Source organism: Dokdonella sp. (genome assembly GCF_049593775.1).
In the GTDB taxonomy this organism is placed as follows: Bacteria; Pseudomonadota; Gammaproteobacteria; order Xanthomonadales; family Rhodanobacteraceae; genus Dokdonella.
The window spans coordinates 1-12,605 of record NZ_JBAWHJ010000095.1 but is presented as its reverse complement, the minus strand read 5'-3'; the positions used below and the strand labels follow the sequence as shown (position 1 = coordinate 12,605).

Genomic DNA, 12,605 nt, shown 5'->3' with positions numbered 1-12,605 from the left:
ACAATCTTCTACAGTGATACGCGCCATCTTTGACTAGCCTCTTTGGAAATCGATACAGCATCGGTTTGGCGGCTATTGTAGCGGCGCGCAATTGTGCAGTGCAAACAAACACCGGCTATCGGGGGTGCGGTCAGGGCGTGGCCAAGGGCTGATCAGCCTCGTTTGCCAGGCCCTGCGGTCTCCGCGCCCGAGGAAGTCCGGCACCCATATGCACCAGGCCCTGCGCCGGATTATCCCGCGGTGCCGCATTGTTTCCGCTGCCACTTGCACCCCTGGGTGCAGCCGGTACACCCCGGGAGCATCACCAGGGTTGGCTCAGGATGGCTTCAGCAAATCTTCGAGCAAACCGGCCTGACGCTTCAATTGCGCTTCACAGCGCAGTCGCCTCGCACTGAAAATGGCTCGCAGGTCATTGATCGCTATCGCGAAATCGTCGTTTACGACCACGTAGTCGAATTCGGGCGCACGCGCAATCTCAATGCGCGAATCAGCGATTCGACGAGCGATCTGCTCGGCGCTGTCCGAGGCGCGATTGCGCAGCCTGCGCTCCAGTTCCGCTCGCGAAGGCGGCAGAATGAAGATGCTCAGCGCCTCAGGCCATTGCTTGCGCACCTGCTGGGCCCCCTGCCAGTCGATCTCGAGCAGGACATCTCGATTCGCGGCCAACAAAGGTTCGACAGCGCTACGGGCCGTGCCCTTGTAGTCACCATGCACGTTGGCGTATTCAAAAAACGCACCCTCCGCGGCCATGCGCTCGAACACGGCGCGTGACACGAAATGGTAGTGCTGGCCGTCGACCTCGTTGGTGCGGGGCATCCTCGAGGTGTAGGAGACTGACAGGGAAATCTCCGGCTCACGCTCAAGCAAGGCCTTGACCAGGCTTGTCTTGCCCGCGCCGGAAGGTGCCGCAATGATGTACAGGGTGCCGGACACGGCTACTCCAGGTTCTGCACTTGCTCGCGCATCTGCTCTATCAGGACCTTGAGCTCCACTGCGGCCTTGGTCGTGCGTGGATCGGCGGCCTTGGAACCCAGGGTATTCGCCTCACGGTTGAATTCCTGCATCAGGAAATCGAGCCGGCGACCCACCGCATCATCCGTGGCCAGGGTTTGCCGGGCTTCGGCGATGTGCGAAGCCAGCCGGTCCAGCTCCTCGTCGACATCCATGCGCTGCAACTGCAGGACGATCTCCTGCTCGATGCGCCCCGGATCCACCGGTTGCTTGATTTCTGCCAGGCGCAGGTCGAGGCGTGCCCGAGCCGCGTCACGGGCGTCCGGCAAGTGCTCGCGAACCGAAGCAACAATGGCCTCGATGCCTTGCAGACGATCGCGCAGGAACCCGGCCAGCCGCTCGCCTTCACGTTCCCGGGCTGCGATGAACTCTCCAAGTGCCTGGTCGAGCAGCTCCGCCGCCACTGCATGCAGGCCGTCACTGTCGGCCGAGGGCTCGCAAAGGACACCGGGCCAGTTCAGCAGGCTGGTGAAATCGATGCTCATGCCCGGGAAACGATTCCCGAGAAGCTTTGCCTTGTCGGCAAGCCGGTCCAGCAGGGCTTCATCGACATCCAGCGAGGCGGATCGGGTTGCCGCAGACTTCAGGCGAATATTGATATCCACCTTGCCGCGAGACAGGCGTGCGGTCAGGGTTTCGCGCAACCGGGGCTCGAAGCTGCGCAAGTCGTCAGGCAAGCGTGGACTCAGTTCCAGATAGCGGTGGTTCACCGAGCGCAACTCGATGCTGAGATTGCCGTGGGCGGTCTCGCTTTCTGCGCCGGCGAAAGCCGTCATGCTGCGGATCATGGTGCCGGTCCATCGGTAACTAGGCCCGCAATGGTAAACTGCTCGGCCGGATTGCCAAAGCCCGAACTCCCCATGTCCATGCAGCGCCCCAGCGGCCGCGCGCCCGATCAACTGCGCCCGATCTCGATTGAACGAAGCTTTACCCGTCACGCCGAGGGATCTGTATTGATCTCCTTTGGCGATACCCGCGTGCTGTGCACGGCCAGCGTGGAGGAGAAGGTTCCAAACTTCCTGCGTGGCAAGGGCGAAGGCTGGCTGACGGCCGAATACGGCATGTTGCCGCGTTCCACCCACGATCGCATGCAACGGGAAGCCGCACGCGGCGGCCAGGGTGGCCGCACGATGGAAATCCAGCGTTTGATCGGGCGCAGCCTGCGAGCCTGCGTGGATCGCGCAGCACTCGGCGAACGCACGATCACCCTGGACTGCGATGTTCTGCAGGCAGACGGCGGTACCCGCACAGCGGCCATCACGGGTGCCTATGTGGCACTGATGGATGCAGTCAACGGTCTCAAGAAGCGCGGCCTGCTCAAGCGCGATCCTGTCATCGGCGCGGTTGCGGCGATTTCAGTCGGCGTCTGGAATGGCGTGCCCGTTCTCGATCTCGACTATGCCGAAGATTCGTCCTGCGACACCGACATGAATGTGGTCATGAACGATGGCGGCGGCTTCATCGAAATCCAGGGCACGGCAGAAGGCCATGCCTTCCGTCGCGAAGAACTCGATGCCCTGCTCGCCCTGGCCGGCAAGGGCATTGCCGAACTTTGCGACTTCCAGCAGCGCGCGCTGGCGTCATGAAGCTGGTCCTGGCCAGCGGCAACGCTGGCAAGCTTGCGGAGATGCGCGAGATCTTCGATGACCTGGACATCGAGCTCATCGCACAAGGCCATCTCGGCGTCGAAGATGCCGAGGAAACCGGCGCTACTTTTGTCGAGAACGCGATTCTCAAGGCACGCCATGCGGCGCGCGCTACCGGCCTCCCCGCAATCGGCGACGATTCGGGTATCTGCGTTGATGCACTCGGCGGTGCGCCAGGACTTCTCTCGGCACGCTACGCCGGCGAGCATGGCAACAGCGGCGCCAACATCACCAAGCTGCTCGGTGCCATGAAGAATGTTCCCGATTCAGGGCGAGATGCGCATTTCTTCTGCGTGATCGTATGGCTACGGCATGCCGACGACCCGGCACCGTTGATCGCCGAAGGGCGCTGGCATGGCCGAATCCTGAACGCACCTCGCGGCGCTTCCGGGTTTGGCTACGACCCCATCTTCTTCGACCCGCAGCGCAATGCCAGTGCCGCGGAGTTGGATCCGCTTGAAAAGAATCGCATCAGCCATCGTGGCCAGGCCCTGGCGCAGTTGCGCGAATTGCTCCGATCCCGGTCCTGAAGTTCGGCGAGTGAGGCGACCAGAGCCTAGTCCGTCGAAAAGGCAGCCAGACATTCCAGCATCGTGTTGTCGTGGATTTCGATCACCTTGCCGAGGTCGGTCTGGTAGCCACCGGCCAGATTCCAGGCGATGGGAAGTCCCATCTGCTTGCTGATCGTGAAGACGAGCCGATCACGCTGACGAAGTTGCGCGGTAGTGAGCCAGCCTCCAAGGGGGTCGTTGACATGCGGATCCGCGCCGGCCTGATAGAGCAGCACGTCGCAGTTCGAAAACCTCTGCATGATCGCCGGAATCTCGCCGAGGAAGCGTTCGGCCTGTTCGACTTGATCCCACCATGCACCCGCCGAATAGTGCTCGACCCAGCGCAGGCCGAATTCGCGAATGATGCCTGCCGTGCCATTTCCGTAGTGCTGGTCGAAATCGAGGATGCCGACACGGCAATCTGGTCGTTCTCGACGCAACACCATGGCCGCAACCATGAGTCCGTTGAAGGTACAGAAACCGCCACCCTCGGCATGACCGGCATGGTGAAAGCCGGCGACCGGGGCCGCCGAGCAACCCTGGACCAGCGCGGCACGGGCAGCACCGAGCATCGCGCCGTTGGTCCAGGGCAGACTGGCTGCAACCTCGGGCAGATGATTGCCAAACCCGTTGGCCCGCCTCAGCGAAAGCACGCCCTTCACGTAGTCGGGATCATGCGCCAGGGCCAACTCTTCGATTGTCACCGGCACCGCTTCGACCACGTCGAGTATCGGGAATCGCCGCCGCCATGACGCCATCACTTCGCGAGGCTTGCGTGCACTCGGGGAAAACGACTGCGCATCGGCAACGATCCGCTCGGAGTAGATCACTTTCATGGTTGTTAAGGCCTGTCTCACTGACACGTGGTCTCGTGCAGATCCTGCCTGTATCCGTTCGCAGGAATCGAGATCGGCTTTTCGACCGGTTCGAGTCTGGATCGGCCAACAGCCTACAATGGTCGACATGCCCATGATCGCGCCACCGTTGTCGCTCTACATCCATATTCCCTGGTGTGTGAAGAAGTGCCCCTATTGCGATTTCAATTCGCATGCGCAGACTGGCGGGATTCCGCAGGACGCGTATGTCGCGGCGCTGCTGGCCGATCTGGATCGCGACCTGGCCGACTTCGGTGATGCAGTGGCCGACCGGCCTCTGCACAGCATCTTTTTCGGTGGCGGCACTCCGAGCCTTTTCTCGCCGGAATCGATCGGACGCATCCTCGATGGAGTCGCCGAGCGACAGTCTTTCGATCGCAACATCGAAATCACCCTGGAAACCAACCCCGGCACGGTCGAACACGGCCGCTTCGATGGCTATCTGCGTGCCGGCGTCAACCGGATCAGTTTCGGCGTGCAGAGTTTTGATGACGACAAGCTGCGCCGGTTGGGTCGCATCCACTCGGCCAGCGACGCCGCGCGTGTTGTCGCGGAAGCCCGAGACGCCGGATTCGACAATTTCAACATCGACCTCATGTACGCCCTGCCCGGACAGGATCTGGCGGGTGCGGCACGCGATGTCGAGTGCGCCATCGCGCTGGCACCTACGCATGTCTCCCACTACCAGCTGACCATCGAGCCGAACACGGTGTTCGCCTCAAGACCGCCCGTCCTGCCGGACAGTGATGCAGCCTGGGACATGCAGGAGCACTGCCAGCAACTGCTGGCTGATGCCGGCTATGCGCAATACGAGATTTCGGCCTACGCACAAGCCGGCCGGCGCTCGCAACACAACCTCAATTACTGGCAATTCGGCGACTACGTCGGCATCGGTGCCGGCGCCCATGGCAAGCTCAGCGACGCGACGAACGGCAGTATCCGTCGTCGTGCAAAACAACGTACGCCGCGCGCCTATCTGGAACATGCGGGCGCAAGGCGCGGAGTCGCCAGCGACGTGAGTCTTGCCGCGATCGACCTGCCATTCGAGTACATGATGAACGCACTGCGCCTGGTCGATGGCGTGCCCCTTGCGGATTTCGCGAGGCTCACCGGGCTTGGAATCGAGGTGATTGCCCCGATAATCGAGAACGCACGAATTCGAGGCTGGATCACGCCCGATCCGGATATCCTGCGCACGACGACAGAAGGTCAGCGTCTCCTCAATGACGTGATTGCGCTGTTCCTGCCTGTGGCCACCGACGAAACCGGGAAACACCATGCTTGACGCCGTCACCCTGCACTGCCCGTATTGCGGCGAAAGTTTCGAGAGTTCGGTCGACAGCTCGGCGGGCAGCCAGGCCTATGTCGAAGACTGCGCGATCTGCTGCCGTCCTATCGAGGTTCGGATCAGCGTCGACGAATCGGGCGAAGTGACCGATGTACGCACGACCACGGATCGGGAGTAGAGACCGGGGATGACCCGCCGACCGGCAGTTGAATGCGGGATTCGCCAAGGCACTTGCGAGTCCTGAGCAACGACCGGGCTGACTGCGTTGACCAAATGCCTTGTTGTCCATCAGCACTTGAAGGAATTCAGATTGATGAAATTTTCCGGCACCGACCGCTATGTCGCCACCGATGAACTCAAGCTCGCGGTCAACGCGGCCATCACGCTTGAACGCCCGCTGCTGATCAAGGGCGAGCCCGGCACCGGCAAGACCTTGCTCGCCGAAGAAGTGGCGCGTGCGATCAAGGCTCCGCTGTTTACCTGGCACGTGAAATCGACGACCAAGGCCCAGCAAGGCCTCTACGAATACGACGCGGTCAGCCGCCTGCGTGATTCCCAGCTAGGCGATCCACGCGTGCAGGACGTCGGCAACTACATCAAGCGGGGCAAGATGTGGGAAGCATTCGACTCGGAGCAGCGCGCCGTGCTGCTGATCGACGAGATCGACAAGGCCGACATCGAGTTCCCGAACGATCTTCTGCTCGAACTCGATCGCATGGAATTCCATGTCTATGAAACCGGCGAAACCGTACGCGCCCGCCAGCGACCGATCATCGTCATCACGTCCAACAACGAAAAGGAACTGCCGGACGCCTTCCTGCGCCGCTGCTTCTTTCACTACATCGCGTTTCCGGATCGGGCCACGCTGGAAGACATCGTCGCCGTGCACTACCCGAAGATTGCCCAGGACCTGGTGTCACGTGCGCTCGAGATGTTCTTCGAGTTGCGCGAAATCCCTGGCCTGAAAAAGAAGCCATCCACATCAGAACTGATTGACTGGCTCAAGCTGCTGCTGGCCGACCAGATCCCGGTTTCTGCCCTGCGCGAACGCGACGTTGCCAAGGCGATACCACCACTCTATGGCGCACTGATCAAGAACGAGCAGGACGTCCAGTTGCTTGAACGCCTTGCATTCATGCACAGGCGCCAGAACCGCAGCTGATGCTGATAGGATTCTTCGAAGCGCTGCGCTCTGCTCGCGTTCCGGTGACGTTGCGGGAGTGGCTGGACTTCATGGCTGCGCTGGAGGCAGATCTGGCATTCGCCGACCACGATGCCCTGCACGCATTGGCGCGAACGATCCTGGTCAAGGATGAGAAGCACTACGATCGTTTCGATCGCGCCTTCGGCCAATATCTTGGCGGCATCGAGTCGATCAGTCCGGAGCAGCTCGCGGCGATACCCGATGACTGGCTTCGACAAAGCATGCAGCGCCTGCTCAGCGAAGAGGAGAAAGCCAGGATCGAATCGCTGGGCGGTCTCGACAAGCTCATGGAAGAATTCCGCAAGCGTCTGGAGGAACAGAAGGAGCGTCATTCCGGCGGCAACCGCTGGATCGGCACCGGCGGCACCAGTCCGTTCGGCGCCGGGGGATATCACCCTGGCGGCATTCGCGTCGGCTCACAGGGCGGCGGTCGCATGGCGGCCAAGGTCTGGGATCAGCGCATCTACCGCAATCTCGACAGCGACGCCGAACTCGGACCACGCAATCTCAAGATCGCGCTGCGCAGGCTGCGCCGATTTGCGCGCGAGGGCGCGGCAGAGGAACTCGATCTCGACGGCACGATCTCGGCAACGGCACGTGAAGGCGGCATGCTCGATATCCGCATGCGCCCCGAGCGCCACAATGCGGTCAAGGTGCTGCTGTTCCTTGATGTTGGCGGCTCAATGGACGAACACGTCTATGCCTGTGAATCGTTGTTCGGCGCGGCGAAATCCGAGTTCAAGCGCCTTGAGCATTTCTACTTCCACAATTTCCTCTACGATCATGTCTGGCGTGACAACCTGCGCCGTAGCAACGAGGCAACACCCACCACCGAGTTGTTGCGGCGCTACAACCCCGACCACAAGGTGGTTTTCGTTGGTGATGCGGCGATGGGGCCATACGAAATCACCCATGCCGGCGGCAGCGTCGAATACTGGAATGAAGAACCGGGATCGGTCTGGTTCAATCGCCTCAAGGAACGCTTTCGCAAGGTGGTCTGGATCAACCCGACACCAATCGAGCGATGGCGCTACACGCCATCGACCGATTTCATTCGTGAGCTGGTCGAAGACAGGATGTATCCGCTGACGCCGCACGGGCTCGCCGATGCGATGCGGTATCTGGCTCGGTGAAGAGCGGGAGTGGGGAGTGGGGACATTTCCTGCGCTGATCTTTGAGAAAATAGCGTAGGTTGGTGGTAAGCGTCAGCGAACTCCAACATCGTTGAGCTCTATTGCCGATCATGAGCAGAGGCCGCCTGGATGTGGGGCATCGTGTCCGCTCAGTCCAACCTGCCAAGAGCGTAGCGCGATGCGCATTCTCTACTCCCTACTCTCCATTCCCGGCACTCGATCGGGTACACTGCGCGCCACCACAGGTGCCTGATCTTCTGATCGGGTGAAACGGGAAGCCGGTCCGCGATTCGTCGCAATTCCGGCGCTGCCCCCGCAACGGTAGGCAAGACAAACCTGATCGATTCACCACTGTGCATTGCACGGGAAGGTGGTCAGGCCGATGCACATCGCATCGCTTGCAAGCCCGGAGACCGGCCTGTGGCTGACGTCTGTCGACGTCTTCAGTTCCAGGCGTTGCGGCGGGCAACGGACGGGCATGTGTGGCTCCGTCCACCCGCGCTTGTTTCTCCGTGGCATCCCTGGTTTTTCGCGGGTGTGCGTCCGGAGAATCCACAATGAACAGTAATCCCCTGTTGTCCCTCAGTCTTTTCGCCGCGTTTGGCGGAACCGCCCTTGCAGACGATGCAATCCTGCAACCTGACGTCATCGTCACTGCAACGCGCTTCGAACAAACGATCGACGACACCCTGGCTGACGTCAGCATCATCACGCGCGAAGATATCCAAGCCAGTGGCACGCGCGACATCAGCGACCTGTTGAGACTGCAAGCAGGCGTCGATGTGGCTCGCACCGGCGGTGCGGGCGGCCAGACATCAGTATTCCTGCGCGGCACCAACAACAACAACGTGCTTGTACTCATAGACGGCGTACGCGCAGCCTCGCTGAGTACCGGTGCGTTTACCTGGGAAACCCTGCCGCTGGCTTCGATTGAACGAATCGAGATCGTGCGGGGGCCGCGTGCAAGTTATTGGGGCTCTGATGCCATCGGCGGCGTCGTGCAGATCTTCACGCGCAAGCTTGACGGCCCGCGCATCGCGCTTGGCTACGGCACTTATGAGGACGCCAAGGCCGACGTCGGAATCGGCCAGCGTTTCGCCAAGGGTGGCTACAGCGTCCAGATCGGCGCCCGCAGCGTCGGCGGATTTCCGAGCCAGAACGAAAATGGCTTCGGCTACGAGGATAGGGACCACGGCCTGAGCAACCAGCATCTGGGCGCGCGCGCCGACTACACCTGGGGCGAGCAGACGCTCGCTGGCGTATATGTGCGCAGCCAGGGGGCCGCAGAGTTCGCTGGCGGTGAATCGAACTTCACCGAGCAGGTCTTCAACGGCTCCCTGTCCGGGCAAATCACTCCGCTCTGGCAGCACCGCCTCAATCTGGGATACGACTACGAGCAATACCAGACCCCGGCCTATTTCTCGCAATACGAGACGCGCCGAGATTCACTGGGCTGGCAGAACGAGATCGCCTTGCCGAATTCCCAGCGCCTCATCCTGGGTGTCGACTACGTCAATGAAAACGGCGAAAACCTCGATACGTTCAGCAACTCGCCGGTCTACGACGAGAGCCGCAACAACACCGGCGTGTACGCCGGCTGGCATGCCGGAGCCCAACGCTTCGATACCGAAGTTGCCGTTCGTTTCGACGACAACAGCCTGTGGGGCAATCAGGTGACCGGATCGGCTGCGGCAGGTTGGCGTTTCAGCGACAGCGCGCGCGCGTACGCAAGCTATGGCGAGGGATTTCGAGGGCCGACCCTGAACGAGCAGTTCTCCCCCGGCTTCGGCGGACTGTATGCCGGCAACCCGGAGCTGCAGCCAGAGGAATCGCGCAGCGCTGAACTGGCGCTGGAGATAACACCCGGCGCGGGACAGCAGATCAAGGTCAATACCTACTCGACACGAATCACCAACATGATCAGCTTCACCGGAGTCGATTTCCAGGCCGAGAATATAGCCAGGGCACGCATCGATGGCGTCGAGCTGGCCTACGACAAGCAGGCCGGACCGTGGCAGATGGCGCTGGCCTATACCTGGCAGGATCCGCGCAACGAGGAATCCGGCCAGCCGCTCTTGCGCCGCCCGGAGCAGAAATTCGCGGGCTCGCTCGACCGAGTATTTGGCAACGCGGCGAGGGTCGGCCTGGAATTGTTCCATTCGGGTACGCGCCAGGACGTGGCAGGTATACGGCTGCAGCCGTATACCCTGGTAAACCTGCGTGGAAGCTGGGATATATCGCCGCAATGGTCGATGGTCGCCCGCCTCGAGAACATTGGCAATGTCGACTATGAACTGGCCTACGGGTACAACACGCCAGGGCGGTCGGCGCTGATCGAGGTGGTCTGGTCGGGCGACTAGATCAGCCTTCCGGGCCACGATCCACTCAGCCATCTGTCACACAACTCCCGCTCCATGCCAGAATGCGGACTGGAGCGGGTGGGGAATGGCTGTGAGCAACGCTGCAAGTGGATCGGCCGGAAAGGCTGAAAACAAATTCAAGCTGGTGCGGCTGGCAGAGCGCGCATTGCCCAGGCGCGTGCGATTCCTTCTGGACGGACTGCAGGAGCGCACGGCCTATTTCGAAGGCGCGCTAGGCCAGATGTTCGATGAAGTGGAGCAGCGCCTTTTCAAGCAGGCTGACTGCGCGCGCAGCAATGAGCAGCAGGCCAGGTACTTCGAGGCAATTCGCGAAATCAAGCGCGGCAAGTCCGACATATTGCCCAGGTTCCTCGTTCACCTGGAATCGAGTCTCGCCACGCTTGACAAGGTTCCGCTTGAGCAGGAACCGGAGAGTGGACGTGCCAGTCGAATCCAGCCCAAGCTGGAGCTGGTTGACTCACGCGATCTCGAAATATCACTTGCGATTCAGGATATCGGCAGCAAGACCGAAATTCGCCATACCTCGGCCTTGCATCTGCTTGGCCACCGTCTTGGCGTCATTGCCGGACGTGCCGCTTTCGAGCCGGCCGAAATGCCACTTGGGCCGGTTGCACTGGCCAACGCCCTGCAATATGCGATGTGCGAACTCGACCTCCAGCAGGATGACCGCATCAAGGTCTTCCATGACTTCGATCATGTCGTCATCGGCACGATCGGGCAATTCTACGAAAATCTCAATCGCTACCTGAGCGAGCAGGGCGTCCTGCCGACCCTGCAGCTGCACGCACCCAAGACATCCTCACCGAAATCCAATGCTGGCAAAGCCGCTGTCGCGGAGGAAAAGGAGCCTGCCGCAATCGAAGAGGCCGGCGCGCCGGAACAGCCGGCAGCAAGTGGCCAGGCATCGCCTATGCGCTCGGGCCAACAGCCTGGTCCGGGCCGAGTCAGTGCGGGAGAGCCAAGGAAACCACCCGGCCAGTCTTTCCCTGCCGACCCCAGCTCCTCCCTGACCGAACAGCCCGACACACAACTATTTGCGTCGCTGCGCGGTCTGCTTGCCGAGCGCAGGCGCGCGCTTGATACCCAACCTACGTCGTCGCCCACGGGTTACATGGCAAGCCGCGACGACTTGCAAAGCGTTCTTGGCGCATTGCAGACGAAGCCAATCGATACCATCCAGCAGAATGGCAAGACGGTGCCTCGGAGCATTGGTCATGTCAAACAGGATCTGCTCAACCAGTTGCGCGCGAAGAGTCCGGATGGACAAGCGCCAGCCCTGGCCGAAGAAGACTCCGACACCATCGATCTGGTCGGCATGCTGTTTGACTATATCGGCCAGAACCTGTCCTCTCATTCCAGCAGCCGCGAGCTGATCGCCAAACTGCAGGTGCCGGTGCTGCGCAGCGCAATCAGTGACAAGAACTTCTTTACGCAGCGCGACCACCCGGCAAGACAACTGCTCAACAACGTCGCCGAAGCCAGTGCGATGTGGATGGGGGACGAGGAAACCGATGCTGGCCTGGTTGACACGATGACCTCGATGGTCGATCGCGTCTCCAAGGAATTCACCGGTGACATGGGCCTGATGGAGTCGCTGCTGGATGACCTGGGCCGCTACATGTCCCAGGTGACACGTCGCGCAGAAATTACGGAACGTCGCCACATCGATGCAGCCAAGGGCCGCGAGCGCCTTGACCTGTCACGCGAACAGGCCAACTCGGCGATCGGGCGCCTGCTCCGTCGCGGCAAGCCTGCCCCCATGGTTCGCGCCGTGCTTGAGCAAGCCTGGACCGATGTGCTGGCCTTGACCCTGCTCCGTCAAGGCGAAGACAGCCAGGCTTATCGTCGCTGCCTGGCCGTTGCCGACCAGCTGATGCAGATCGGCTCGGGCTCGGATGTAGCCAAGGTCGAAGAAACCGTTCGCGAAGAAGTCCGCAGCGGCCTGCTCCAGGTGGGCCTGCATGGCGACGAAGTCGAGGGCGTGGTTGCCAAGCTATTTGATCCGGCCTCGGTGGAAAAGAAGACCAGTCATACCGAGCTGGCCCACGCACTCAAGAACAAGGCACGCCTGGGTGGAGATGCGGCCCCGGCCGGCAAGGCTGCGAAGGAACCCGATGGCGAGAGCCCGCCGAAACCCCTGAGCGCCGAAGACAAGGACATGATCCAGCGCATTCGCACACTCCCTTTCGGAACCTGGTTCGAATTCGTCACCAACCAGCAAGGCAGTTCCGTGCGGCGCAAGCTGGCCTGGTTTTCGACGGTTACCGGTCGATGCCTTTTCGTCAACCAGCGCGGCGCTCGCGCCGAGGAAAAGACCATCGAGCAACTGGCCAGGGATCTGGTCCGCGGCCAGGTACGTTTGTACAAGGACGAATCAGGCAATCTCATTGATCGCGCATGGAAAGCGATCATGGGCAAACTGCAGAAGTTTTCCGGGCAACCGGATCTACCTGCTTCAGCGTAGTAAGGATTCCAGCAATGAATGAGCATAGACGCTCACCACGCAAGGCCGCCTT

General features: G+C 61.2%; 11 protein-coding genes and 1 riboswitch. Of the genes, 8 read left to right on the top strand and 3 right to left on the bottom strand.

The window, feature by feature from the left end; all coding sequences use genetic code 11:
* Positions 1 to 315: 315 nt before the first annotated feature.
* Both gmk and WBP53_RS03310 read right to left on the bottom strand, forming a co-directional pair.
* Positions 316 to 933, bottom strand: a complete 618-nt coding sequence (gene gmk, locus WBP53_RS03315; protein WP_423925910.1) for a guanylate kinase — start codon at positions 931 to 933, stop codon at positions 316 to 318.
* A gap of 2 nt (positions 934 to 935) precedes the next feature.
* Positions 936 to 1,799 carry a YicC/YloC family endoribonuclease gene (locus WBP53_RS03310; RefSeq protein WP_423925908.1) on the bottom strand — a complete coding sequence of 288 codons (864 nt, stop codon included), beginning with the start codon at positions 1,797 to 1,799 and terminating at the stop codon, positions 936 to 938.
* A 72-nt stretch (positions 1,800 to 1,871) separates the two neighbouring features.
* Between WBP53_RS03310 and rph the strand changes: the two genes are divergently transcribed.
* Complete coding sequence (gene rph / locus WBP53_RS03305; protein WP_423925906.1) at positions 1,872 to 2,597, top strand: ribonuclease PH; 726 nt, start codon at positions 1,872 to 1,874, stop codon at positions 2,595 to 2,597.
* On the top strand, positions 2,594 to 3,187 hold the full coding sequence (rdgB, locus tag WBP53_RS03300) for an RdgB/HAM1 family non-canonical purine NTP pyrophosphatase (protein ID WP_423925904.1): 594 nt from the start codon (positions 2,594 to 2,596) through the stop codon (positions 3,185 to 3,187). The genes rph and rdgB overlap by 4 nt, the downstream gene beginning before the upstream one ends.
* Before the next feature lie 26 nt (positions 3,188 to 3,213).
* On the opposite strand, the gene WBP53_RS03295 is transcribed toward rdgB, so the two are convergent.
* Positions 3,214 to 4,044 carry a hypothetical protein gene (locus WBP53_RS03295; protein ID WP_423925902.1) on the bottom strand — a complete coding sequence of 277 codons (831 nt, stop codon included), beginning with the start codon at positions 4,042 to 4,044 and terminating at the stop codon, positions 3,214 to 3,216.
* 127 nt (positions 4,045 to 4,171) lie between these two features.
* Here WBP53_RS03295 and hemW point away from each other — a divergent pair, with 127 nt between their 5' ends.
* The 6 genes from hemW (at position 4,172) to WBP53_RS03265 (ending at position 12,553) form a co-directional block, all read left to right on the top strand.
* Positions 4,172 to 5,368 (top strand): radical SAM family heme chaperone HemW, encoded by a 1,197-nt coding sequence (gene hemW / locus WBP53_RS03290; protein WP_423925900.1) that lies wholly within the window; start codon positions 4,172 to 4,174, stop codon positions 5,366 to 5,368.
* Entirely contained in the window at positions 5,361 to 5,549 is a 189-nt protein-coding gene (locus WBP53_RS03285) for a CPXCG motif-containing cysteine-rich protein (RefSeq protein WP_423925898.1), read from the top strand. The genes hemW and WBP53_RS03285 overlap by 8 nt, the downstream gene beginning before the upstream one ends.
* A 135-nt stretch (positions 5,550 to 5,684) precedes the next feature.
* The gene (locus WBP53_RS03280; protein WP_423925896.1) at positions 5,685 to 6,533 is read left to right on the top strand and encodes an AAA family ATPase; all 849 of its coding nucleotides are present in this window, start codon (positions 5,685 to 5,687) and stop codon (positions 6,531 to 6,533) included.
* Positions 6,533 to 7,708: a vWA domain-containing protein gene (locus WBP53_RS03275; RefSeq protein WP_423925894.1), complete on the top strand. Its 1,176-nt coding sequence runs from the start codon at positions 6,533 to 6,535 to the stop codon at positions 7,706 to 7,708. The genes WBP53_RS03280 and WBP53_RS03275 overlap by 1 nt, the downstream gene beginning before the upstream one ends.
* A gap of 226 nt (positions 7,709 to 7,934) precedes the next feature.
* A riboswitch (cobalamin riboswitch) is annotated at positions 7,935 to 8,144 on the top strand.
* Between the two features lie 121 nt (positions 8,145 to 8,265).
* Positions 8,266 to 10,068, top strand: a complete 1,803-nt coding sequence (locus tag WBP53_RS03270) for a TonB-dependent receptor domain-containing protein (protein WP_423925892.1) — start codon at positions 8,266 to 8,268, stop codon at positions 10,066 to 10,068.
* Between the two features lie 91 nt (positions 10,069 to 10,159).
* Positions 10,160 to 12,553 carry a DUF1631 domain-containing protein gene (locus WBP53_RS03265; RefSeq protein WP_423925890.1) on the top strand — a complete coding sequence of 798 codons (2,394 nt, stop codon included), beginning with the start codon at positions 10,160 to 10,162 and terminating at the stop codon, positions 12,551 to 12,553.
* Positions 12,554 to 12,605 lie beyond the last annotated feature (52 nt).